Source organism: Bacillus timonensis (assembly GCF_004799755.1).
Taxonomy (GTDB): Bacteria; Bacillota; Bacilli; order Bacillales; family Bacillaceae_L; genus Ferdinandcohnia; species Ferdinandcohnia timonensis_A.
The window spans coordinates 1-23,981 of record NZ_SLUB01000057.1 but is presented as its reverse complement, the minus strand read 5'-3'; the positions used below and the strand labels follow the sequence as shown (position 1 = coordinate 23,981).

Below are 23,981 nucleotides of genomic sequence, written 5' to 3'. Positions count from 1 at the left end.
TAGTCCTTCATCAATCGTAAAAATTACGTGCCGATGATTAACCTGAAGAACATCTTCAGTAAGTAACCTACTCCATTCTTCACTTTCTCCAACAGAGCACGTGGTACAAAATCGACCTTTACATCGGTAAGGAACCTTTCGCACATCATGACAACCTTCACACACAAATAACTTAAATCCATTTTTGATATCCCCACAATCTCGAAATTTCTCAACCTCCTTAATTACGATAGGGCGGATTTTAGCACCGTGTTTTCTTTTGAAAGCTTCCCAATGTTGGTGTTTATCAAAAAATATTCTTCTCAATATATTGGTCTCCATAAAATGAAAATACCACAGCTTAAATGACTGTGGTAGACCCAAATTTTTATACTTTCTTATCTTTTGAAAAAGAGCACCATTCCAGGTGCTCTTTCATTATCCAATAATGAGTCTCTCTTTCGGGTAGTGATAATTTGCATCCTTGCCTTTCTTTCCAATAATAAAGATAAAGTTCAGAATTCCAACCCTTCCGATAAACATGAGAAACATAATAAGAAACTTCCCAAAATGACTTAGGTCAGGGGTGATCCCCATCGATAATCCGCATGTACCAAATGCAGATGCAACCTCGAAGAATATTTCAGTAAACGTAAAGTTCTCTGTAATGGTTAAAATGAAAATAGAAAGAAAGCATGTGAAAAAAGCAAAAATCGTCACAATCAGTGATTTTTTTATGTCTTCTTCATGGATTTCACGTTTAAAGATTTTAATCGATTTATTTCCTCTTGCGAAATTAAATAAAAATAATATATTAATCGCAAATGTCGTTGTTCGGATTCCCCCTCCAACAGAGCTAGGTGAAGCACCAATAAACATCATGGCACCTAAGAACAGTAAAGTAGGCTCTGAAAACTGATTGACATCCATCGTTGCAAGCCCAGCACTTCTGGTAGTAACGGATTGGAATAAGGAATAAAAAAAGGTTTCATGCCATGTCATTCCTTTAAAGAAATGATTGGATTCGATAAGAAAAATCATTAAGGTCCCAAAAACAACTAATGACAAAAACGTAACTGTTGTCAACTTCGCAAATAATGAAAAGCGGTATCTCCCCTTTTTATGTAGCAGAAAATCTTTTATTTCTACTAAAACCGGGAAGCCAATTGCTCCTAAAATAATTAAGATTATCGTAATAAATTGAATGAAATAATCATTAGCATAAGGCACTAACGAACTTCCGGTTATGTCAAAACCAGCATTTGTGGTCGCACTAACAGCTGCAAAAATACCATTGATAAAAGCTTCCTGCCATGTATCGAAAAATTGCATAAAATAAAGACCTAAAATTAAACTGCCGAAGAACTCAATCCCAACCATTATGATAATAATTTGTTTAAGCAAGTTTACCAGTCCTGAAAGCTGTGATTGGTTTTGATCAGCCATAATTAAACGTCTCTCTCGTAGACCAATCTTACGGCGAAATAATAACCAGATGAACGTTCCCATCGTCATAATTCCAATTCCGCCAACCTGCAACACAAATATTAAAATAAAAATTCCTGCAACGGTGTATGTATCTTTAATTGATATTACACTTAACCCAGTTACACTAACTGCACTTGCCGCTGTAAATAACGTATCAATGAAGGAAACATGAACACCCTCCTTAATCGCGATAGGAAGGCTTAATAAAATAACGGAAATCGTAACAGCTAACAGATAGAACGCAAAAATTAATTGAGCTGGTGTGAGCTCATTAATGTACAAATTAATTTTTTTCCACATTTTCTTTCACCCTAACATCTTTGTCAAATCTATTCCTCTATATTAAAGAATTCAACGTCATTTTGAAAGACTTTTTTACATTTATGGGAATTTGCTTATGCTGATTAGTATGCATTTCCAGTATTGAAATTAATAAACTTCTTATACTAAAGATACAACGAATTATACGTTGTTCGATAATTTAAAAAGGAGTGAAGGTAATGGCTAGAAGTAGCAATAAATTGCTTGTTCCTGGAATCGAACAGGCTTTAGATCAAATAAAGTTTGAAATTGCCCAAGAATTTGGTGTTAAGCTTGGTTCAGATACAGTATCCCGTGCAAATGGTTCAGTAGGTGGCGAAATTACGAAGCGCTTAGTCGCACAAGCACAGTCTCAATTAAAAGGTGAATAAAAAACTGCATAAAATGGAGAAAAGCCGAGGTTCCCCCTCGGCTTTAATGATTGTTGCCATTATTGTGATTGTGATACCCGTTATTGCCATTGTTGTTTCCGTTATTTCCGCGTCTGTTGTTTTCTTTCTCTTGTCTCTTTTCCTCTTGTTTCCGTTCACGTTCTTCTTGCTTACGCTTTTTCTCTTCCCATTTTTCATCCATTTTTTCGAACTTTTTTTCTTTAATATGGTCTGGCATATTGGAATTTTCTATATTGTTTTTGACTTTATCTCTTATCTGTTCTTTTTTCTCTTTAAGCTCTTCTTGAACGTCTTCCGCCCTCTGTTTGTGAGTATTCTTAAACTCATTTATATCTTTCTGTTGAGTGGCGTTTTCCTGCTGGTAATTTGTATTTTGTTCTTCTTTGGCAGGCTTAGTCTTCATTTCTTCCACTGGTTTAGGAACTTTGTTTTCTTTAATGAGAAGTTTACCTGTAGAAATACCCTTTTCTTTAGCAGCATTTCTAGTTTCAACCGTACTTGTTACAGAAGTAACAGCAATTTGCTCTTTTCCATATACTTCTTTAATTTCTTCAATTCCTTGCTGCAGCTCTTGGTCCACCTTTTTTTTATGATTGTCTGCTACCACAGTTGTAATTAACACTTGCTTTCCATCTAGAAGATAGCCATTCTCCTTACTATGTTGAATGATTTTTTCCGTAATTGAATCAAGTGTACTATTTTTCCAATCTGGAATGGATTCCTCTAGTTTTTTTGCCTCGTCGTTTAAAGCTTCTAGACTTACGACGTGAAGGTTTTCATCTAACCCCACTTCAAAGCTTGGATTGATGTCAATGGACATGTATGCATACACTTCATCACTCGATGAAAAGGGTATAAATAAAGATAATAATAAAATTGCAATTAATGAGCTTGCAAGTGCGTAGCGCCATTTCTTTACCTGAAAGAAACTTCGCTTTGAAGTATGGCTTACCCGTTCATTGATTGGAAAAAAAGTCATTTCTTCACCAATTTCATAGCTATCCTTCATGTGTTTGGCTTTTACGAATTCACCGTCAGGGGTTAGCATCGTAATATATTCATCGTTCACATCCATAACGATCCCCTTTTTCAACTTTCGAGCACCCCTTTTAGATAATCTTTTAAATAGACATAGTCACCAGATAAAATGATTACCATAGCAATAATATACTTTCGATTTCTTTCAATCGTTTTACGGCTGACACTTACTTTCGATTCAAGTTGCTTGATCGGAAGCTGCTTCTTCTCAAACAAGACCCGCATCAACTCTTCATGTTCAACGACAGCCTTTGATACCATAATTGCATTTTGTCTAGCATCTGCATGTTTTGGTGAAATTTCAAGCAACTCGTGAAACGTCAAGCCAAATTCCTGCAATACTTCATGAAAATGGAGAATTTCTTCTTTCCTTTGTTCCTGCTCCACTTTCTTTTGGTAATCATCGATAGAAAGGTGCGCCTCAATTTTCGATTGTGCCCCTTCCTCATCTGTTTCACCATTCGAGATAAAATTAATATTCCTTACTCGCGCTTCTTTACGGATGTAGTCAATGACTCGTCGTTTAATGAGAAGTTCACTAAAAGATAAAAAGGAACTACCCTTTTCACTAGAGTACTTTTCAATGGCTTCATTAAACGCAATTAGTCCGATACTAAATTCATCATCCGAATCACTTATATATCGTTTACAAACCGCAGACACATTCTTTGCAATAAAGGGTTTATAGTCTTCAATTAGTTTATTTTGTAGGTTTTGATTTCCATTTTGAATCCCAATAACGGTTTCTTCCAAAGTGCTTTTTCGCTTGCCAATCTTAAACAATAAACTCAGCACTGGTTTCACCTCAATTCTCTTTACTATCTGTTAATAGTAGCAAGAGATGAAAGCGAGATTCAATAACAATTTTTCACATTAGAAGGCTTAAGCAAAAAATATTACAAAAGAACTAATACGAAAGACTACTCTTTATTTGAAAGGTAACAAACTCTGTAACATATATTTCTTTTCCGTTACATTCCAAGTTTCGTTTGTAATGTTTGACTCATTTACAGTTTACGTCATCGGTTTTCTTTTTTGGGGGGTAAAAAAGATTTTTACTCATTATTTTTTCGTGAGTATCCTCAGGTTTATATTACCATCATTCCAGCGCCAGTTTAAGGAAACAATACTCACAAAAAGGAAAGTAGGAAAACTTATGCATACAATGTGGAAAGGCTCCATTAGCTTTGGATTAGTGAATATACCGATAAAGCTTTACTCAGCAACTGAAGACAAAGATGTGAAACTCCGAAATCTGCATAAAGAGTGCAACACCCCCATTCAATATGAAAAAACCTGTCCGAATTGCGAAAAAGATGTAGGAAATGAGGACATCGTAAAGGGATATGAATATGTAAAAGGGAAATTTGTCATTTTAAGTGACGAGGAGCTAAAAGAACTCAAGGACGAGCATGAGGATAAAAGCGTCGAAATTATTGATTTTGTAAAGCTTGAGGAAATCGACCCAATTTATTTTAGCCGCTCTTATTTCATGGGACCGGGTGAAAATGGTAGTAAAGCATACGCACTACTTCGAGAGGCCTTACAAACATCAGGGAAAATTGGGATTGCAGAAATTACAATACGTTCAAAGCAGCAAATGGCCATTATCCGTGTCTATAAAAACAGCCTTGTGATGGAAACGATCCATTATCCTGATGAAGTTCGCAATGTTGCTGAAGTCCCCGGCGTCCCCGAAAATGTGGATATTAATGAAAAAGAGCTCGATACGGCGATTATGCTGATTGATCAGTTAACAACTGAATTTAATCCAGAAAAATATAAGGATGAATACCGCACTGCCCTGATGGAGCTTATTGAATCGAAAGTGAATAATAATGAAGGAACAACTTCCAAAGAAGCTCCACGTTCAAATGTTGTCGACCTTATGAGTGCCCTGCAAGCCAGCATTGAACGGACAAAGTCCAAGGAAACAGCTTCACCAAAGAAAGCCGCTACTCCTAAAGGAAATGCAAAACCGAAAACAAAACAAGAGGCACCAACAGGTACAGATAAGGGCACCTCTGTCAAACCAAAAGCTAGAACGACCCGTAAAAAAGTTGGTACATGATAGGGGTCCCTTTCTAAGGGGGTAGCAATAAAGGAGTGACACGATGCTAAAGCCAATGCTTCCGACTCTTATTTTTGAAGCCCCTACTGGTCCAAACTGGGTATACGAAATTAAGTATGATGGATTCCGGGCAATGCTGCATTGGGACTATGATGGTATCCAGTTAATCAGTAGGAACGGAAACCTTCTTAATGAGCAGTTTCCTGAGATCATTACACAATGTGAAGAACTATCAGATGTAATGAAACCGTACCTACCCCTTATTTTCGATGGGGAGCTTTGTTTATTAGAATCACCTTTCAAAGCAAGCTTTGAATTTATTCAGCAACGTGGTCGATTGAAAAGTGAAGCTAAAATTGCCCAAGCATCTGCTTCCAAACCTGCTCAATATTTGGTTTTTGATTTATTGGTGTTGGGAAACGAAAATCTCATGAATAGAAGATTCCAAGACCGGAAACTGACATTATCTAATCTCTTTGCTGATGTTAAACTGCCTAGTGTTGTTGATCCAACTAATCGAGAACTCATCCAATTTGTTCCGTATGAGCAAGATTTTCATTTAATCTGGGCTGAAGCAACTCAAGCGAATGCTGAAGGGATTATTGCAAAAAAAATGGACAGTACATGGGATGAAGGCAAACGTACAACAAATTGGTACAAAATAAAAAATTGGCAGGTTGGCGCTTTTTTTATTCTAGGCTATGACAAAAAGAATGCTTTTTTCCATGTGGGTGTAATGAGAAAGAATGAAATATATGAGATTGGCTTGTTTTCACATGGTCTTTCTCCTGATGAACGACAGGCTCTTCTTGGGGTTATTCAGGCAAATGCAAGTAAGGAAACTGCTGGCTTTATAAAAGTAGAGCCAGGCATTTGTGTCGAACTCTTTTATTTAGAATTGTATAAGGAGCAACTACGCCAGCCAAGCTTTTCAAAATTCCGGTTTGATGTCGAGTGGCAGGACTGTACATGGGAAAAACTTGTGCGAAAAACACCACTTCTACCTGAAGGGATTGAAATCACCCATCCTGAAAAACCACTCTGGAAAGATAAATCGATCACAAAGTTTGAGTACATCCACTATTTAGTGGAAGTCTCTCCTTATATGCTACCGTTTTTAAAGGATCGATTATTAACTGTCATTCGATATCCACACGGAATGTATGGTGAGAAGTTTTACCAAAAGAATTGTCCTGACTATGCACCCGACTTTATCCAAACTTCAATGTCCGAAGGGATTGACTATATTATTTGTAATGATTTAAAAACTCTTACGTGGTTAGGGAATCAATTAAGTTTCGAGTTTCATATTCCGTTTCAAACGATTTATTCTAAAGGACCATCTGAAATTGTTTTCGATTTGGATCCTCCGTCCCGTGATGCTTTTCCCTTAGCCAAAAAGGCGGCGACCATCTTAAAAGAAGTTTTCGATGGTCTTAAATTGACTTCATTTGTAAAAACATCTGGTAATAAGGGATTACAGATTTATATTCCACTTCCAGAAAACCGATTTTCGTATGATGATACCAGACAATTTACGGAATTTGTCGCTAACTATTTAACGACGATGGAACCCGATCTTTTTACAACAGAAAGGCTTAAAAAGAACCGCGGCAACCGCCTGTATGTCGATTATGTGCAACATGCTGAGGGAAAAACAATTGTTGCTCCATATTCAGTTCGCGGAAATGATGGGGCCTATGTTGCCACTCCACTTTATTGGGAAGAGATAACGGATGATTTGTCCATTGAAGATTTTCCATTAGAGATGATTATAGAGCGAATCAATGAAAAAGGCTGCCCCTTTGCACATTATTTTGAGGCAAAAGATGAACAGCCATTTGAACCTGTGTTGGAGTTTTTGCGGCAGAAGTAGGTTGAGTGCTGGTTTAGTTGTGCTAGAGTGGGTTATTTTAGGATACGGCAGGGATGAAGAGGGTTTCGGGATTGGGTCTATCTTGGTTTCCTCTTCATCCGGCTTATTAGATATGACATTTTCCAACAATCTCCAAAATTCCTCTCATATCTTCCACTTATGCTATGACCTTTTCCAACAATACCCAAAAGTCCTCTCATATCTGCCTCTTATGCTGATTTTTTCCAACTATATCCAAAAGCCCTCTCATATCTCGCACTTATGCCTTAAATAAACTTAACCCCCTATCCCCCCTCAACCCTCCTCCTCGTCTCTTTATCAAATAAACTATACACGACTGGGATTACAAATAATGTTAACAGGGTACTACTTAATAATCCTCCGATGACGGTAATTCCCATTGGTTGATTGATTTCAGAGCCTTCGCCGATGCCAAATGCTAACGGTAACAACCCTAAGATTGTCGTTGAGGCCGTCATCATCACCGGGCGTGTCCGATCTTTTACCGCCACAACAATAGCCTCGTATGATCCCATACCTTCTTCTTTTTTCCTATTAATATAATCCACAATCACAATCGCATTGTTGACGACGATACCTGCTAGGACAATAATTCCAATGATGGCTGTAATTCCGATTGGGGTGTTTGTGAAAAAGAGACCAATCGCAACCCCAATCACCATTAATGGAACCGTAAACATAATTACAAATGGATATTTGAATGACTCAAATTGTGCAGCCATCACGAAATAAATCAATGTTAAGGCTAGCACAAATGCTAACAGCATTTGATCCATCGCGGATTCTAACAGCTCTTTGTCACCACTATAGACCAGATCCGTTTCATCTGATAGCCCCAGCCCTGCCACCTCTTCATCAATTTTTTTCGAAATCGCGCCAAGATTGGTTGACGACACGTATTTCACGGTAAATTGAACAGCATGCTGTTGATCAATTCTTCGAACCGTTAATGGACCTTCACCAATTTCAATGTCAGCCACCTCATCTAATGGTACAAATGTATTTGCTTGTGTTTTTAAAGGAAGATCTCTAAGGCTTTCAATATGATTGGTAAACTCTCGGTTATAGCCAACATTGACAGGATAAATCGTATTTTCTTGATCGATTAACTGAATAGCCCGTGTACCTCTTGTGACATCATTGACCGTTGATGCAATCTGTACGGGCACAAGCCCTTCTTCAAATGCTTTTTCTTTATCAATCGTAATTTGAAGCTCCTCAATCGTTTTCGAAACATCCGTAGATACTTCTGTGACATCCTTCAACGTTACAAGTGCATCCGCAATTTTATCTACTGCTTTATCGAGCTGTCCCTTATCTGTATCCTTCACATGGAACTGCAAAGTGTTCGGTGTAGAGCCTGAAGATGATTGTAGATTGAATTTAACCACTGCTTCTGGATGGAGTTCGCTGACCTTCGTTTCGATTTTTTGCTTTGTATCATCGACAAATTCAAAGGTTGAGCGCTCTCGTTCCTCAGCCCCAACCATTTTCACATAAATTTCGGCTTCGTTGGTGCTTCCCCCTCCTCGAAAGCTTTTTTCTTGAGTAGAGCCAATTAAGCTGACATAGACATCAACGTCCGGCTCCTCTGCAAGTTCCTTTTCAATTACTGTGACTGCGTTTTGCGTTTCCTTTAGCGGTGTACCATTTTCAAGCTTCATTTTTATTGTAAAAAAACCCTCATCGCTTTTCGGAATGAATTCCGTTCCCACTGTAAAAAGCCCAAATAGACTTACCCCAAACATCACTAAAGTCACCAATAGTACGATGAGGCGATGACTCAATGACCATCTTGTTGCCTTCTCTAAAAAGAGCATGCCTCTCGATGTCATTCGTTTTTTTTCGAGGTCCCCGATTGGTCTTTTTAAAAATCGACTTGCTAGCATCGGGACCACAGTTAACGCGACAACGAGAGATGCAAATAAACTAAATGCAATGGTAACTGCAAATTCCGTAAACAATTCTCCAATTAAACCGGTTATAAAAACCACAGGTAAAAACACGGCAACCGTTGTTAAGGTTGAGGCAATAATAGCTGTTCCAATTTCTTTTGTTCCCTCTTCAGCAGCCACCTTTGGCTCTTTCCCCATTGATAAATGGCGGTAAATGTTTTCGATTACGACGATTGAATTATCGACAAGCATCCCAATCCCAAGCGCAAGTCCACCTAATGTGAGAATATTTAATGAGAAATCAGAAAAATACATGAGCACAAAGGTAACAATAACCGAATATGGAATCGCAATGCCGATTATGAGTGGACTCTTTACATTTCGCAGGAAAAAAAAGAGCACAATCATAGCAAATAATCCACCGAGCAACAGAGTACTTGTGATGTTGCCAATTGCTACTTTGACGTAGTCTCCCTGGTCAAACAGGATATCAGCTTGAACATTTTTATATTTTTTCTGGGCAAGCTTTTTTTCTAATTCTTTTTGAAAGCTTTGCGAAACATTCGCTGTATTGGCATCCGATTCCTGAAGAACACTGACGAGCATGGCGGGCTCCATGTTCGCTCGGGTAATGGTTTTTTGTGATTCAGGAACAATTTTTACTTGGGCTAGGTCCGCTAAAACGACTTTTTCACCTAATATGGGGTCAATTGTAATCGCAAGTTCCTCTAAATCGTCAACAGAATTCAAACTACTAATGACCCTTGTAGTAAGCTCTTTCCCTTCAGATTCAATCGTATTTCCAGGAAGTGAAACTGCATTGGCCCGAAGGATATTGACAATATCCGTTTGTGTGAGAGCATACTCTTTTAATTTTTCCTGATCTAATTCCACTTTTATTTCATCTGATACAACACCGGACAGATTTACATTTGCGACACCTTCTACTTTATTGAGTTCAGTAACTAACCCTTCAGCAAGCTCTTGAAGGCCTTTTTCATCCCCTTCCATACTCAGGGACAATTGGATGACAGGAAACTGTGAAGGGTCAAATTTTAAAAATCGCGGCGCCTCCGCATCATCTGTAATTTGTGTTTGATTGATGCGGCTTACAATTTCGTTTTCAATCTCATCAATCGAAGTTGTCCACGAAAATTGTAATAAAATGAAAGATGCACCCTCTTGGGATGTCGAGGACATTGTTTTTAAGCCCGGCAATGTAGACAGGCTTTGTTCAAGCGGTTTTGTGACCTTTTCAGAGACTTCATTCGGGCTTGCTCCAAAATAGTTCGCCACAACCACTCCTACAGGAGGATTGATATCCGGGATTAATTTTAATGGTATATTCATTAAGGAAACGATTCCTAAAATAATCACTAAAAACATAGAAACCAATGTAAAAGTGGGTCGCTTTATCGAAAATTTGCTGATATGCATTGATCTGTTCCTCTTTTCTAGAAAAGTACAATACAATTGCAATTATGCCCATTTAATAAAAAAACTGTACACCCAAATTGAGTGTACAGCTTCTAATCATCACCTTTTCTGAAGGTTATTCTTTTAAGTCTTCGATAGAATCAATGTCCATGTATTTCGGAACGACTAAACCGATTTTTGTGCCTTCTAGATTCGAACCTAGGTCTTCAAATTTGCCATCATATTTTTCTACATAGTCTGCATGTGTAACTGGTAACCATCCTGCTACGTGTGCATCAACAGACCCGTCCGCTACACCAGTCCACATTGGACCAGCTTCTACTTGACTCATTTTCACCTTATAACCTAAATCTGTTAACACTTTAGCAACAACATTTGTACTTGCGATTTCACTATCCCACGCCACATAAGCTAATTTTACTTCTTCACCATTACCTTCTTGGACACCCTCAGTCCACTGGGCAACTTTATCGGAATTCTCTTCGATCCATTTTGCAGCTGCTTCTTCAGGTTTTGTACCTTCATTAATATCTACCATTACATTCCCCATGTCATCTGCTGTCCAATTGAATTGGTCTAACAACTTATGAACGCCTGGGAGATCATCTTTTAGCCCTATTCGTGCAATACTATGAATATTTTCTTCCCCACCATAAACACCTTTTGGATCTTCAAGATATTTCAGATCAAATGCAGAGAATTTCCAGTGTGGAGTCCAACCAGTGATGATAATTGGTTCTTCCTTGTCATAAGCCTTCTTTAGTGCTGCTGTCATTGCGGCTCCAGAACCTTCAACTAACGTCCAATCCTCAAGACCATATTCTTCAATTGCTGATGCTGTTGCTTTCATAATTCCAGCACCCGGGTCGATTCCAACAATCTTATAATCTACACTTTCTCCTACTGATGCGGGTGATGAACTATTTCCCGTTTCCTCAGAACCTCCGCCACACGCTGCAAGTCCTATCGTTAATCCAATTGCTAATGACGCTTTTACTACTTTTTTAAACATTAAGCAGTTCCCCCTTGTTTCTTTTTTCCTATATTTTGAGTAATCCGGTCTAGAATAATTGCAACAATAACAATTGCTAGACCAGCTTCAAAACCAGTTCCTGTTTGTAGCTGTGTTACTGCACGGTATACATCTGCTCCTAGTCCTGGTGCACCTACCATTGAGGCGATAACCACCATTGATAAAGCTAGCATGATACTTTGGTTAATACCAGCCATAATTGTAGGCTTGGCAAGTGGTATTTGCACTTTTATTAGCCTTTGTTTTGTTGTTGATCCAAAGGCTTCAGTTGCTTCAATTAAATCCTTTGGTACTTGAGTGATTCCTAGAATCGTTAATCGAATTGTTGGTGGCATTGCGAAAATAACAGATGCTACAACTCCAGGTACAACACCAATATTGAAGAAAAAGATTGCCGGTAATAAATACACAAAGGCTGGCATTGTTTGCATAAAGTCGAGTATCGGTATGACAATGTTGCCCACTGTTTTACTTTGTGATGCCCAGATTCCTAAAGGAATACCAATGATAACGGATATTCCAACAGAAGTTAATACAAGGGCAATTGTTTGAAGCATATTGTCCCAGTAGCCTAAATTATCAATAAGGAATAATCCGATTAAAGTAAATAGTGCAATTTTCCAATTACAAATCTTCCAGGCTACTGCACCTAAAATAATTGTTAATAAAAAGGAAGGAATAAATCCTAATCCTAAAACAATTCCTTCTACAAATCCTTCTAGTCCTGCTGCAATCCCTTCAAATAAAAATTCAAAGTTTGAAACTAACCAATCTACAAAAATGTCAACCCAACTGGCGATTGGCAGTTTTGGTAATAAACCTTCCATCATAATGCCTCCCTTTCATCACTTGGAGGGAGTTGTTCAGCCCCAAAGTCATTTATATATGTGTTATTACCTGCAAGTGCACCAATGACCGCACCCCGAATGACAATTCCCTTGAGGCGATTTTGTTCATCAACAACCGCTACTGGAATTGTAGCTTGTGATACATCGTCAAATAAATCAACAAGTAATGTACTCGTATCAACGGTTTTAAGATTTTTCTCCATGACATCTGCCAATGTTAAATTTTGTTCAACCGCTTTCGAAGCTTCTACTGCACTTACTGCGCCCAAAAGCCTATTCTGCTTATCAACGACATAAACAGTGGATAAACCATTATCCTTCATAATTTTAAGAGCAAGTCTTGCACCTTTATCAACTTGAACGGTTTCGGCACGTTTGACGATATGTCCAGCTGTTAGCACCTTAGACAAATCGACATCCTCGACAAATCTTTCTACATATTCATTAGATGGATTCATAAGAATTTCTTCAGGGGTTCCGATTTGAACAATATTGCCGTCCTTCATTAAGGCAATACGGTCACCGATACGTAATGCTTCGTCAAGGTCGTGAGTAATAAAGACGATTGTTTTTTCCATTGACCCTTGTAATTCAATCAATTCATCTTGCATGTCCTTCCGAATCAATGGATCAAGAGCGCTGAATGCTTCGTCCATTAATAAAATATCCGGGTCATTAGCGAGGGCTCTTGCAAGTCCTACACGCTGTTGCATCCCACCACTGAGCTGGTCAGGATATTGATGTTCATAGCCTTCTAGGCCAACTAGTTTAAGAGCTTCCAATGCTTTCTGTGAGCGTTCTTGCTTAGGTGCACCTTGGATTTCTAGGCCATATTCCGTGTTTTGGAGAACCGTTTTATGCGGGAATAATGCGAAGCGCTGAAAAACCATACTCATTTTTTTCCGACGAACTTCACGGATTTCTTCTTTATTCATGGAGACGACATCCTTGCCATCAATATAAACATGGCCTGATGTTGGTTCTATTAATCTATTTAATAGACGAACCAAAGTCGACTTTCCACTTCCTGATAAACCCATAATGACAAAAATTTCACCTGGATAAACCTCAAAGCTTGCTTGATTCACCCCCACTGTTGAGCCTGTACTTTTTAAGATTTCTTGCTTGGTTTTTCCTTCTTTTAATAGTTGGATTGCTTTTTTAGATGAGCGTCCAAATATTTTTGTTACATTAGAAACCTTTATTTTTACTTGTTTTTCACTTTCCATTCTGTCACCTCAATTTTTCTTGATGTTATAACCCGAACAATTATTTGATATTCTTGCAAAGCCAATAAAATACCGATGTAGAAAGCAATTAGTAACTATGACCTATTAATTGTAGTAATAATATCCAAATTCCACAAAAGGGATATAACGGGATATTCAGTCGTAAAGTTTGTAAAGTTAAAACTGTACGTACTTTACATACTTCATTCTTAAAATCCCTCCAATATCCTCCATATTCCTTTTAACAGCTCCCCTTTACATTCCATCCCCAAATATGTAGGCTATATATATTAAAGACTTTGTTGTAGGATGTGAATCTATTTGCAAGGCGAAGACAAACTAGAAAAAGCCCGAGAACGTGTAATTGATGCAATCGCTCAAAATATGAATTTATATGGGGTAACTCCTTCTGTTGGCCGACTTTGGGGTCTCATGTATTTTCATGATGAGCCGATGACACTGGATGACATGAAACAAGAGTTAGGCATGAGCAAAACCAGTATGAGTACCTCTGTTCGGAACTTAATGGAATTAAAAATGGTCGATAAAGTGTGGAAAAAAGGGATACGGAAAGATCTATATGAGGTTGAGGAAGATTGGTATCAAACCTTTATTGATTTTTTTACAATAAAGTGGAGAAGTGGTATTTCCATGAATGTCAGCGCCATCCAAAAATCATTATCCGACCTTAATGAGCTTATAAAGGACGAGCAAGAAAGCAATGAAATTAAAGCCGAAGCCGAAAGTGATATTATAAAGTTGAAGAAAGCATTAGAATACTATTTTTGGCTCGACCGACTAGTAGACAGCTTCGAATCACAAGAAATTTTTACATTTATTCCAAAAGAGTAACGTTTATGAACGTTGCTTTTTTTTATTTAAAAATAGATTACGATTTACTGATATACTTCATCGATTTGTCCGAAATACATACTTTACAATATGGGGGTGAAAAAATGCCATTATGGGGCTGGCTGTTAGTCTTTTTTGGAGGGTTACTCCTCGTAGGTTTTGTAGCTGACCGAATTTCAAAAAAGAATCGTTCTACCGACTCCCGCAAAATACAAAAACAAGTCGATGAAGTCAAGAACAATCATTCCAATTATCATCACTTCTTATAAATGAAGAAGCAGCCCGAAATTAAAAACGGGCTGCTTTCTCATTATGCCTGTACTTCCTGTGACTCAGGGTAGTCATTGTCCACCAATGCAGTATCTTCCGTTAATTGATAACCTGCAATTGTTACGAGACCAAGCATGAATAACAGCATTAATTTTTTCACTTTCCCATCTCCTTTTTTACCTCTTTTTTTTATTGATATAGGTGACTATGTTTTTTCAAAGACGAGATTGCCTTTGAAAAATAATAGCTTGCTAACTTATATTTATGATTTTCTTGATAGATTTTCCCTAGTTCCTCCGAATAATAAGCGATGTAGAGATGATGGCCAATGTTTTCGAAAAACGACAATGCATCTTTTTCAATAAACTTTACTAGATTTTCAGACTTCTGAAGTAAATAGTCATAATAGATAAAATGAATGTTGAATTCAGTTAGATCTTGATGCTTCTCCACGATTGCAAATCCCTCGTGCAGCCACTTTTTGCAGTTTTCATAATCCCCGATTTTATAATATTCTTCGATTAAACCATGAATCGAGCGCAGCCGACCAATGACCACATGCTCTTCTTTATGATCGAGGCTATTTCTAAATTGTTCAATAGCCAAAGTGGATTTTCCAAGCTTCGAATAAAGGACAGCTTGATTATGGTAAATCAAACCTAATAAAGATGGATCATTGATTCCCTCAGCTACCTTTGTTGCTAATAAATAGTTTTCTTCGGCCATTTCAAATTCATTTATTTTTTCATAACTGATTCCCAGTAAAATTTGACATTCAGCACTTCTTTTTAAATCATAAAGAGACTGATAGATGGCTAGTGCCTTCTGTATATACACAATACTTAAGGCTAATTTTCCCATTCGATTATTATTAAGCCCCTTATAATAATACAAATCTGCTGTTTCCCAGCTTTCAAAGTGGACACTGCTTGTTAAAATTTCTTCTGCTACCTTAAAATGCTCCATTGCAACAGAAAATTGGCTTTTAAAATAATAAAATTGACCTACAATTTTTTCATAAAAATAGTTCATACGGATATCAAATATATCTTTATACAATTCAATTTTCTTAATTTGCGCTTCGGCTTTGTCTAATTGTTTGATAAAAATAAAATATCGCAACTCAAAGAGGACAAAGAAAATGGCAACCCTTGAATCATTTGTATTCTTACTTTCATAGGAATCGTAAAAAGCAATGGCTGGTTCCCTTTTTCGCGCAACCATCAGGTGGTACCAATCATGAAGCTCCCTTAATTGCTCGTATTCTTCACTTTCTATCAGCTTGATTCCTAATCGATCACATAATAATTCAAGAACCTCAATACTAGCTGAGGTTTGGTTATTTTCTATTTTTGAAAGATAAGAAATTGAGATAATCTCGTTTGCCAACTCTTCTTGTGTCATATTTTTTTGAATTCGAAAGAAACGTATTCTGCTTCCTATCTCCATATTTCATACCCTCTCATTAGCTTGACTGCATATATACTCTTTCTAGAAAAATGGTAAAAATCCTCTTTTTAACATTAGGTAAAAAGACTTATTTTTAGGATATGCGCTCAAAAGATGTCTTCACAGAAGTGACATTAACATTTTTAATCAATTCTTTAGAAATCCTATGCTCCACATTTCCTATATATGTAAAACGACGATGAAATAAACAATAAGTACTAGATGAAAAAACGGCCCCACCGTTCGGGACCGTTTTCTTATTTTTTCTTTACTTTTGCAAGTTCTGTAGATCCAGCAGTTGCCTGCCCGCTTCCGATTTTTTCAAAAGTTTCAACTGCATCAAAATTAGTAATGACAATTGGTGTAATAGTGCTTGCAGCTTTTTCTTTCACTAAATCAAGGTCAAAGATTACCAGTTCAGTACCAACCTCGACTTTGTCTCCTTCTTTTACATGAGTGGTGAATCCTTCCCCTTTCATGTTCACTGTCTCAAGCCCAATATGTATGAGAAGCTCCAAACCAATTTCTGTTTTAATCCCAATTGCGTGTTTCGTAGGGAATACTTGGATAATTTCCCCCTTAACAGGTGAAACAATCCTTCCTTCTGACGGCTCAATGGCAAGACCATCTCCCATCATTTTTTGAGAAAATACTGGGTCTGGTACTTCTTCTAGAGCGAGAATTTTCCCAGTCGCTGGGGCAATTAGAATTTCCTCCGTTTTTTTATCTTTACTACCAAATAATTTTTTAAACATAATAGACCTCCAAAATGTAAGATATGTTTAGTTGTATCATACCCAGAACAAGAAAAAAAGAATTATGAATTGAATAAATTGCTTTTACATTTTTCCGAAATATTGTTCAATATCTCCGTATCAAGATGAAGGATTATTGGTGATTATGTCGAATTTAATGATGTAGTATTCGGAAGGTTTAGAAAAAGGGGGTCTCACAAAAATTGCTTGATCACATTGGCCATATTCTCTATCACGTACTCATCGTCATTTTTCCTATTCTTCTCTATTATTTACTGGTCATTCAAGACAATAGCTTTACACCAAAGCACTATTCGAATAAATTACTCGGAATGATTGTCATTATCCTATTGTTGACAATGTCATTTCCCGTAACCTATGCAAATGGCTTTTCGTATGACTTCAGAATTATCCCTATATTCGTCGCATTCCTCTATATTGGATTTTTTCAAGGAATATCTGTTATTTTGATGATGCTAGTCTTTTTACAAGTGCTTGGAGATTCTAACCTTTTCATAACCTTAATGAATTACGCAGTCATTACAATCATTTTTTATTTCTTATTAAAAAAATATCATTCCCTACTGTTAAACAAGAAACTTATGCTCCTTTCAACTATTTACTGTTTTATAGTTCTAACGAGAACAATGACTTTAGTAAAAAATAACTTGACTGAACAAATTTTAGAGATGGCTATTTTTTCAATTGTTACATTGATTACTCTTTTATTGGTCGTTCTACTAATTGAAAACTTAAACCATCAAATCCAATTACAAAGGGAATTAAGACGTTCTGAAAAAATGAATGTGATCAGCCAACTCGCAGCCTCTGTTGCCCATGAAGTTCGGAATCCATTAACAACAGTAAATGGTTTTTTACAGTTAATCATTCGTGATGATAATATTACGGAAAAACAGCGGAATTATATTGATATTACCCTTTCAGAATTAAATCGTGCTCAATCGATTATTAATGATTATTTATCCCTTGCAAAGCCCAATAATAGTAGTACACAATTAATAAACATTAGCGAAGAACTCGCAAAAACCGTCGAGCTAATGACGTCCTATACAAATATCCAAAATATTGAAGTCGAAACTTCAATTGAAAAACTTTTGTTTATCAATGGGAATAAGGATGAAATTAAGCAAGTACTAATAAATATTATTAAAAACGCTATTGAAGCGATTGGAAATGATGGCATGCTAATGATTGAAGCTTTTTCAAAAGAGAATAATATCACGGTAAAAATAACGGATAATGGTCCAGGGATGACGAAAGAACAATTGTCAAAAATCGGAACACCCTTTTATTCAACAAAAGACAAGGGAACGGGTGTTGGATTAACGATTTGTTTCCAAATTATTGAACAATTAAAAGGCTCAATTGAAGTTGAAAGTGCCATTGGCAAGGGTACAACCTTTATTATAAAATTGCCTAGATATCAACCACCATCGACAATTTAGACATGAAAAATGAGGTGTGATAAGAAATGTGTGGACGATTTACTCTTTTTGCAGAGTTCGATGACATTCTAGAGCGGTTTGATATTGAAGCCACCATTGAACAAGATTTATATAGCCCTAGCTTTAATATTGCCCCCTCTCATTCGGTCCTATCAGTAATCAATGATGGCAGACGTAATCGTCTTGGTTATTTGCGGTGGGGCTTCGTTCCTTCCTGGGCAAAGGATGAAAAGATTGGCTATAAAATGATCAATGCCCGTGCAGAAACGTTGGCTAAAAAACCAAGTTTTCGCCAAGCTTTCAGACAAAGACGCTGCCTCGTTATTGCGGATAGCTTTTACGAATGGAAAAAAGGTACTGATAAATCGAAAACACCGATGCGGATCAAATTAAAATCAGATGAGCTTTTTGCTATGGCGGGAATCTGGGAGCGTTGGAATTCCCCTGATGGAAATGCTTTGTTTTCTTGCTCGATTATTACGACAACTCCAAATGAATTGTTGAAAGACATTCATGACCGAATGCCCGTTATATTACGAAAGGAAGATGAAAAACTATGGCTTAATCCTTCTTTGGATGATCTATCAAAAGTCTCAGATTTACTTAAACCATTGGCCGCAGAAGAGATGGAGGCTTACGAGGTCTCAGCATTGGTCAACTCACCTCGAAATAACTCACCAAATTTAATACAAAAAATTTGTTAAAGCACAACGACTGTGGTCCGAGATGGATTCAGTAAGTTTTTTGTTTTATGGATTAAGCGGGATAAACCACCACTTTTTGGAGATAAATAAAATGATTTACAAAGTGATTGGAGTAAATCCAAATGAAATTTGCCCATTTAACATTCGAACTAATACTTGGCTTTTTCCTATTATTCACCATTGTTAAAATTGTTGGACGAAAAATAATTAACCAAATTACCCCTTTTACCTTTATCTCAGGAATTGTCTTTGGTGAATTGCTCGGAAACGCCCTATATGACCAACACATTAATGCCATTTATATCGTTTTCTCAATGTGCTTATGGGGATTGTTATTATTCATCATTGAATTCCTTGGTCAAAAGGTTTTACTTTTTCGGGAGATTTTTGAGGGAAAACCTATTGCCCTAATCAAAAATGGAACCATTGATAAACAAGCCCTAAAAAAGGCAAGAATGAATCTTAATCAATTGCAGAGCCTTCTCCGGCAAAGAGAGACCTTTTCCGTTCGGGAGGTTGCCTTTTGCTATCTTGAAGGTAATGGATCCATTAGCATTTTAAAAAAGGCAAAATACCAAAAAACAACAGTAGAAGATTTCAACCTCCCAGAAAAACCTATCTATGTACCTGTAACCTTCATAAGAGATGGAAAAGTGTTATGGGATGAGATTCACGACTTAGGATTTAATGAAGAATGGTTAAGAAATCAGCTTCAGTCACAAAACATTACTGATTATAAAGATGTGTTTTTAGCAGAATGGCAAGAAGATGACGGGGTTTTTGTACAAACCTACTAACCTTTAGAGGTGATTTCACATGGAATTTCCAACAATACATACAAATTTTTGGGATGCTGTAATTGCAGTGCCCTTCGTCATGATCATCACACAAATCTCAAAAAAACTTTTGAACATACCGAAAAAGTACGTTCCAACTCTTGCTATTCTAATTGGATTACTAGTCTCTGTTTTTTATAGTCATCGACACGACCTAGCAGCAGGACTGTTCATGGGCTGGTTTTATGGTTCTGCTGCGATCGGCTCTTATGCTTCCTTAAAAACCACTATAGTAGAATATCGAAAAACGAGCGAATAGATTTAACTTTTTCAGAGTCGATAAAAATTAAAAACCTATGTTAAAATAAAGCCTATATCCAAACTATACTTGGACTGTAGGCTTTTTACGTTCATTTTTTTAGATTCGAGTTAAAAAAGTATTTTTTAGCATAATAATTTCCATTTTATTAAAATTTATTAACAATTAACAATTTTCATGTTAAACTTACAAATATTATTATAACACTATCATTTTAACAACGATTAAAAAGGGGGAAACAAGATGAAAGAAATGTTTCACAAATGGAATCAAATTAGCCTTGTTAAACGAATACTTGCTGGGATTATTGTAGGTATTCTCTTAGCTTTGATTGTTCCTAAGGGAGCAAGCTGGGTTACCATCTTCGGTTCATTATTTGTTGGTGCATTAAAAGCAGTTGCACCAGTACTGGTCTTATTCTTAGTTATTGACGCCATCTCTAAACACAAAAGTGGTACCCAAACAAATATTAAATCCATTATAGGACTATATGCGATAGGAACTTTCGTAGCAGGACTTGTTGCTGTTGTTGCAAGCTTTCTTTTCCCAGTTAAACTGACACTTGTTACAAGTGCAGAAGACCTTGCTCCTCCAAGTGGCATTTTAGAAGTACTGCAAACATTATTATTTAATGTGGTAGACAACCCAGTAAACGCACTGATGAATGCAAATTACATTGGAATACTCGCTTGGGCGATTCTTTTAGGGATTGCATTAAAAAATGCAAACGAAACAACAAAGACTCTATTATCAAATGTGTCTGATGCTATCACAAAAGTTGTAAAATGGATAATTAGTTTAGCTCCAATCGGAATCATGGGACTAGTGTTCGATGCATTAGTTACCAATGGACTTTCCGCATTGATGGAATACGGTAAACTTCTTGCCTTATTACTCGGCTGTATGTTCTTTATCGCACTAGTTGTGAATCCATTGATTGTATATTTCTACATTCGCAAAAATCCATATCCACTTGTTTTTCAATGTTTAAGAGAAAGTGGAATAACTGCATTCTTTACTCGTAGTTCTGCTGCGAACATTCCGGTAAACATGAACTTATGTGAAAAGCTTGGGTTAAATAAAGATACTTATTCCGTTTCAATCCCATTAGGTGGTACAGTTAACATGGCAGGTGCTGCGGTAACAATATCCGTTCTAACACTTGCTACAGTTCACACACTTGGTATTGAGGTTGACTTTGCAACAGCGCTTATTCTTAGCGTCCTATCAGCAATTTCAGCTGCAGGGGCTTCTGGTGTTGCGGGAGGATCCCTGTTGCTTATTCCCTTAGCATCAAATTTATTCGGTATTCCAAACGACATCGCTATGCAAGTCGTCGGTGTTGGTTTCATTATCGGAGTCCTTCAAGATTCTTGTGAAACCGCCCTTAACTCTTCATCTGATGTTCTTTTCACAGCAACAGCTGAATATGCGAAAAAGCGAAAAAAATGAAAAAAGTTGCTATTAAGTCGGCTTAAGTACGCATATTTAATTGTTTATCCCACTCATTAATTTGGGTGGTTTTTTGTACAAAAAGAAATCGGTTACCAAATATAGGTAACCGATTCCAATACATATTAATAAAAGAACCCAGGATATCCAAATCCATACCCATAAGGATATCCATATCCCCATGGAGCAGCTAAGGTACTTCCTAATAATCCCCCTAATAACGCGCCTCCTAAGAACGGAGCACCAAATCCCCAACCAAACGGTCTTCCAAAGCCAAACGGTCTTCCGAATCCAAATGGTCTTCCAAAGCCAAATGGTCTTCCAAAGCCAAATGGTCTTCCAAAAATCCTACTATCATTTGAATCAATCATTGGAACCTGTGGATTTCCTACAAAATGCTGATCATACACATTCATACTAAGTTATCCCTCCTCATATTTTCAATTACAATATATTCCGCGAATGTAATAATTCTTGGGCAATTAACCAAAATGGGCTTTATTTGTAATAACTTTTTAGGGCAAATGGAGGCGATCTATGACCATTTTACTCTAACAATCAAAAATCATATTGAACAAATGATACTAGTGAATTTCTTACATGGAATTGAGGATCTTGGTTAATTTCATTCAGCTTTTGTAAAAATTCGATGGAATTTGGAACATAAGGACCTTTATTAAGCATTATACAATCTGCTCTTAAACCTGCATGTGCATCTGTTAATTCAGGAATTGATGGGATATTCTTTTTATTCATATTTTCTAAGACTCCAGTGGCCCAAATAACAGGAATATGGGCAGCATGGCAGATTTCTAGAATTCCTTCTTGCGCACTTAAAAACTGCTCTAATCCAATTTCGATTACTAAATCCCCTCTAGCAATCATGACTCCAAACAAACCAAAATTTAATCCCTCCATGATTATTTTGGATAATGAGAATATGGCATTTTTCGTTTCTATTTTTGCAATAATTCCTTTTTCATCTTCAGTCAACATGTCTAACTGGTGCTTTACAATTTGAATATCTTTCGGGTGATTAATATAGGAAATTCCAACTAAATCAAAGTCTGTATACATGGATTTCAAAATCGTTAAGTCTGATTCAGAAACGGTTGGTACATTTAAATGGACAAGGGAATCAGGAAAATTTATGCCATTTTCCGGATAGATGGTCTCTTCTTTTTTTCTTGTTAAAAGGATTTTAGTCTCGATATACTCCTCTGTATTCGATAAAATCTTTGCAACTATTTTTCCATCATCTATATACACTCTGTCACCGAGTCGCACATTTCGTAAAGCTTTCGGTAATGTAACACCTACAGTCGCTGGCTCATGATCCGTTTTAGGAGTTCCAATATATTTATCATTTTTATAAATTCGTAAAATATCATTTTTCTTTATTTTTATAAGCCCATTTTTATTTTTACTAGGTTTAATTGGCCCAATTCGAATTTTAGGTCCTGGAAGATCAATGAAGATTTTGCATTTTGAATTATACGGTTCTTCTGCCATTTTTAATGTTTGAATCATCTTTTTCCAAACCGTCAAATCGTCATGTGCACAGTTTATTCTTGCTATTGTCATGCCGGCTTGCAGCAAATCGTTAAAAACTTCAGGGGTATTAAGCATTTTCCGGTCAAGGGTAACCATGATATGTTTTTGATTGATAGTTTTTCCAAACAACTGATCTTTACGCTCTTCTTTTAATGAATTCGCAGTGTTTACGTCAATAAATTCGTTTTTCAAATAAGGGGTAGAAACTTCCTTGGAAAGGTGAAAGATGATTTTATTTAAGGTATCCATAAGATGGGGACTACTATTTGAAAGTGGCAAAAATCCTTTTTCACGTAAAATATTGTTTAAATTGGGATGAGCCATTCTGTGTACAGCAAAAAATGCCCGCAAATTAATTTTACTTAGAGTTGTAGAATCAATATCTTTGTCTTCGGTGTGTTTTACAATGGTTGTTTGAGTATCATCCCTTAGTTTAATTAAATTTTCTTTTAGTTGGGCTTGATCCATTGCCACCACGTTCCTTTCAAGAGTAAACGTTTTTTATGTACTATTTTCAAAAAGTGAATAGACCCAAAGTTAAAGGGCTGTACCAAAACTGTGTATTACTTTTTTTTACATTATTCATTTATATTCAAACTTATTAATATGTTGAAAAGATAAAAAGCTCCACCTCCCTTAAAAATAAGGAAGGTGGAGCTTTTAAATGATGATTCCGATTGGGTTCGAACCAACGACCTCTACCCTGTCAAGGTAGCGCTCTCCCAGCTGAGCTACGGCTGTCTCTTATACACATCT

Annotated in this window: 21 protein-coding genes, 1 tRNA gene and 1 pseudogene; 10 read left to right on the top strand and 13 right to left on the bottom strand. The window is 36.8% G+C overall.

The features are described 5' to 3' along the window. A partial coding sequence (locus E1I69_RS20445; RefSeq protein ID WP_431731897.1) for a transposase zinc-binding domain-containing protein occupies positions 1-321 on the bottom strand: 321 nt, incomplete at its 3' end. Positions 322-417: 96 nt separating this feature from the next. Continuing rightward, positions 418-1,767, bottom strand: a complete 1,350-nt coding sequence (locus E1I69_RS20440) for a TrkH family potassium uptake protein (protein ID WP_136381398.1) — start codon at positions 1,765-1,767, stop codon at positions 418-420. Between the two features lie 200 nt (positions 1,768-1,967). On the opposite strand from E1I69_RS20440, the gene E1I69_RS20435 reads away from it, so the two are divergent. Further along, entirely contained in the window at positions 1,968-2,159 is a 192-nt protein-coding gene (locus tag E1I69_RS20435; protein ID WP_116351043.1) for an alpha/beta-type small acid-soluble spore protein, read from the top strand. 43 nt (positions 2,160-2,202) lie between these two features. Here E1I69_RS20435 and E1I69_RS20430 read toward each other — a convergent pair whose 3' ends face one another. Beyond that, positions 2,203-3,273: an anti-sigma factor domain-containing protein gene (locus tag E1I69_RS20430; RefSeq protein ID WP_161974949.1), complete on the bottom strand. Its 1,071-nt coding sequence runs from the start codon at positions 3,271-3,273 to the stop codon at positions 2,203-2,205. Continuing rightward, positions 3,270-4,022: an RNA polymerase sigma factor SigI gene (gene sigI, locus E1I69_RS20425; protein ID WP_136381396.1), complete on the bottom strand. Its 753-nt coding sequence runs from the start codon at positions 4,020-4,022 to the stop codon at positions 3,270-3,272. The genes E1I69_RS20430 and sigI overlap by 4 nt, the downstream gene beginning before the upstream one ends. A gap of 352 nt (positions 4,023-4,374) precedes the next feature. Here sigI and E1I69_RS20420 point away from each other — a divergent pair, with 352 nt between their 5' ends. Both E1I69_RS20420 and E1I69_RS20415 read left to right on the top strand, forming a co-directional pair. After that, the gene (locus tag E1I69_RS20420; RefSeq protein WP_136381395.1) at positions 4,375-5,289 is read left to right on the top strand and encodes a Ku protein; all 915 of its coding nucleotides are present in this window, start codon (positions 4,375-4,377) and stop codon (positions 5,287-5,289) included. Positions 5,290-5,332: 43 nt separating this feature from the next. Continuing rightward, the gene (locus E1I69_RS20415; protein WP_136381394.1) at positions 5,333-7,165 is read left to right on the top strand and encodes a DNA ligase D; all 1,833 of its coding nucleotides are present in this window, start codon (positions 5,333-5,335) and stop codon (positions 7,163-7,165) included. Positions 7,166-7,449: 284 nt separating this feature from the next. Here E1I69_RS20415 and E1I69_RS20410 read toward each other — a convergent pair whose 3' ends face one another. The 4 genes from E1I69_RS20410 to proV form a co-directional block, all read right to left on the bottom strand. Next, complete coding sequence (locus E1I69_RS20410) at positions 7,450-10,518, bottom strand: efflux RND transporter permease subunit (RefSeq protein WP_136381393.1); 3,069 nt, start codon at positions 10,516-10,518, stop codon at positions 7,450-7,452. A 115-nt stretch (positions 10,519-10,633) separates the two neighbouring features. Next, the gene (locus E1I69_RS20405; RefSeq protein ID WP_136381392.1) at positions 10,634-11,530 is read right to left on the bottom strand and encodes a glycine betaine ABC transporter substrate-binding protein; all 897 of its coding nucleotides are present in this window, start codon (positions 11,528-11,530) and stop codon (positions 10,634-10,636) included. Next, complete coding sequence (locus E1I69_RS20400) at positions 11,530-12,378, bottom strand: ABC transporter permease (RefSeq protein WP_136381391.1); 849 nt, start codon at positions 12,376-12,378, stop codon at positions 11,530-11,532. The genes E1I69_RS20405 and E1I69_RS20400 overlap by 1 nt, the downstream gene beginning before the upstream one ends. After that, positions 12,378-13,628 carry a glycine betaine/L-proline ABC transporter ATP-binding protein ProV gene (proV, locus tag E1I69_RS20395; RefSeq protein WP_136381390.1) on the bottom strand — a complete coding sequence of 417 codons (1,251 nt, stop codon included), beginning with the start codon at positions 13,626-13,628 and terminating at the stop codon, positions 12,378-12,380. The genes E1I69_RS20400 and proV overlap by 1 nt, the downstream gene beginning before the upstream one ends. A 321-nt stretch (positions 13,629-13,949) precedes the next feature. Here proV and cudC point away from each other — a divergent pair, with 321 nt between their 5' ends. Both cudC and E1I69_RS24580 read left to right on the top strand, forming a co-directional pair. Continuing rightward, a complete protein-coding gene (gene cudC, locus E1I69_RS20390) occupies positions 13,950-14,480 on the top strand; it encodes a choline uptake/conversion transcriptional regulator CudC (RefSeq protein ID WP_136381389.1) in 531 nt (176 codons plus the stop codon). Between the two features lie 5 nt (positions 14,481-14,485). Further along, positions 14,486-14,749 (top strand): hypothetical protein, encoded by a 264-nt coding sequence (locus tag E1I69_RS24580; protein WP_161974948.1) that lies wholly within the window; start codon positions 14,486-14,488, stop codon positions 14,747-14,749. Between the two features lie 190 nt (positions 14,750-14,939). On the opposite strand, the gene E1I69_RS20385 is transcribed toward E1I69_RS24580, so the two are convergent. Both E1I69_RS20385 and E1I69_RS20380 read right to left on the bottom strand, forming a co-directional pair. After that, positions 14,940-16,199, bottom strand: a complete 1,260-nt coding sequence (locus E1I69_RS20385) for a helix-turn-helix transcriptional regulator (protein WP_136381388.1) — start codon at positions 16,197-16,199, stop codon at positions 14,940-14,942. A gap of 257 nt (positions 16,200-16,456) precedes the next feature. Beyond that, positions 16,457-16,954, bottom strand: coding sequence for a PTS sugar transporter subunit IIA (locus tag E1I69_RS20380; protein WP_136381387.1), 498 nt, complete (start codon positions 16,952-16,954; stop codon positions 16,457-16,459). Between the two features lie 203 nt (positions 16,955-17,157). Between E1I69_RS20380 and E1I69_RS20375 the strand changes: the two genes are divergently transcribed. The 5 genes and pseudogenes from E1I69_RS20375 to sstT all read left to right on the top strand — a co-directional run bounded on the left by E1I69_RS20375 (position 17,158) and on the right by sstT (position 21,697). After that, positions 17,158-18,420: an ATP-binding protein gene (locus tag E1I69_RS20375; RefSeq protein WP_242634658.1), complete on the top strand. Its 1,263-nt coding sequence runs from the start codon at positions 17,158-17,160 to the stop codon at positions 18,418-18,420. A 26-nt stretch (positions 18,421-18,446) separates the two neighbouring features. Beyond that, complete coding sequence (locus E1I69_RS20370; protein WP_136381386.1) at positions 18,447-19,124, top strand: SOS response-associated peptidase; 678 nt, start codon at positions 18,447-18,449, stop codon at positions 19,122-19,124. A 122-nt stretch (positions 19,125-19,246) separates the two neighbouring features. After that, on the top strand, positions 19,247-19,921 hold the full coding sequence (locus E1I69_RS20365) for a DUF421 domain-containing protein (protein WP_136381385.1): 675 nt from the start codon (positions 19,247-19,249) through the stop codon (positions 19,919-19,921). Positions 19,922-19,940: 19 nt separating this feature from the next. After that, a complete protein-coding gene (locus E1I69_RS20360) occupies positions 19,941-20,219 on the top strand; it encodes a hypothetical protein (protein ID WP_136381384.1) in 279 nt (92 codons plus the stop codon). A gap of 243 nt (positions 20,220-20,462) precedes the next feature. After that, positions 20,463-21,697 (top strand): annotated as a pseudogene (gene sstT / locus E1I69_RS20355) (serine/threonine transporter SstT). A gap of 99 nt (positions 21,698-21,796) precedes the next feature. On the opposite strand, the gene E1I69_RS20350 reads toward sstT, so the two are convergent. From E1I69_RS20350 to E1I69_RS20340, 3 genes are all read right to left on the bottom strand, one after another. Continuing rightward, positions 21,797-22,087, bottom strand: coding sequence for a hypothetical protein (locus E1I69_RS20350; RefSeq protein WP_136381382.1), 291 nt, complete (start codon positions 22,085-22,087; stop codon positions 21,797-21,799). Between the two features lie 142 nt (positions 22,088-22,229). Continuing rightward, positions 22,230-23,693, bottom strand: coding sequence for a pyruvate kinase (locus E1I69_RS20345; protein WP_136381381.1), 1,464 nt, complete (start codon positions 23,691-23,693; stop codon positions 22,230-22,232). A gap of 203 nt (positions 23,694-23,896) precedes the next feature. Further along, a tRNA-Val gene (locus E1I69_RS20340) sits at positions 23,897-23,962 on the bottom strand. Positions 23,963-23,981 lie beyond the last annotated feature (19 nt).

What these genes read in the sequence shown, in the direction of transcription:
- E1I69_RS20415 (WP_136381394.1), top strand. Translation starts at nt 5,333, where the DNA reads ATGCTAAAGCCAATGCTTCCGACTCTTATTTTTGAAGCCCCTACTGGT.
- E1I69_RS20380 (WP_136381387.1), bottom strand. Translation starts at nt 16,954, where the DNA reads ATGTTTAAAAAATTATTTGGTAGTAAAGATAAAAAAACGGAGGAAATT.
- E1I69_RS20385 (WP_136381388.1), bottom strand. Translation starts at nt 16,199, where the DNA reads ATGGAGATAGGAAGCAGAATACGTTTCTTTCGAATTCAAAAAAATATG.
- E1I69_RS20420 (WP_136381395.1), top strand. Translation starts at nt 4,375, where the DNA reads ATGCATACAATGTGGAAAGGCTCCATTAGCTTTGGATTAGTGAATATA.
- E1I69_RS20400 (WP_136381391.1), bottom strand. Translation starts at nt 12,378, where the DNA reads ATGGAAGGTTTATTACCAAAACTGCCAATCGCCAGTTGGGTTGACATT.
- E1I69_RS24580 (WP_161974948.1), top strand. Translation starts at nt 14,486, where the DNA reads ATGAACGTTGCTTTTTTTTATTTAAAAATAGATTACGATTTACTGATA.
- E1I69_RS20405 (WP_136381392.1), bottom strand. Translation starts at nt 11,530, where the DNA reads ATGTTTAAAAAAGTAGTAAAAGCGTCATTAGCAATTGGATTAACGATA.
- E1I69_RS20350 (WP_136381382.1), bottom strand. Translation starts at nt 22,087, where the DNA reads ATGAATGTGTATGATCAGCATTTTGTAGGAAATCCACAGGTTCCAATG.
- E1I69_RS20435 (WP_116351043.1), top strand. Translation starts at nt 1,968, where the DNA reads ATGGCTAGAAGTAGCAATAAATTGCTTGTTCCTGGAATCGAACAGGCT.
- E1I69_RS20345 (WP_136381381.1), bottom strand. Translation starts at nt 23,693, where the DNA reads ATGGATCAAGCCCAACTAAAAGAAAATTTAATTAAACTAAGGGATGAT.
- E1I69_RS20360 (WP_136381384.1), top strand. Translation starts at nt 19,941, where the DNA reads ATGGAATTTCCAACAATACATACAAATTTTTGGGATGCTGTAATTGCA.
- proV (WP_136381390.1), bottom strand. Translation starts at nt 13,628, where the DNA reads ATGGAAAGTGAAAAACAAGTAAAAATAAAGGTTTCTAATGTAACAAAA.
- E1I69_RS20440 (WP_136381398.1), bottom strand. Translation starts at nt 1,767, where the DNA reads ATGTGGAAAAAAATTAATTTGTACATTAATGAGCTCACACCAGCTCAA.
- E1I69_RS20365 (WP_136381385.1), top strand. Translation starts at nt 19,247, where the DNA reads ATGAAATTTGCCCATTTAACATTCGAACTAATACTTGGCTTTTTCCTA.
- E1I69_RS20370 (WP_136381386.1), top strand. Translation starts at nt 18,447, where the DNA reads ATGTGTGGACGATTTACTCTTTTTGCAGAGTTCGATGACATTCTAGAG.
- E1I69_RS20410 (WP_136381393.1), bottom strand. Translation starts at nt 10,518, where the DNA reads ATGCATATCAGCAAATTTTCGATAAAGCGACCCACTTTTACATTGGTT.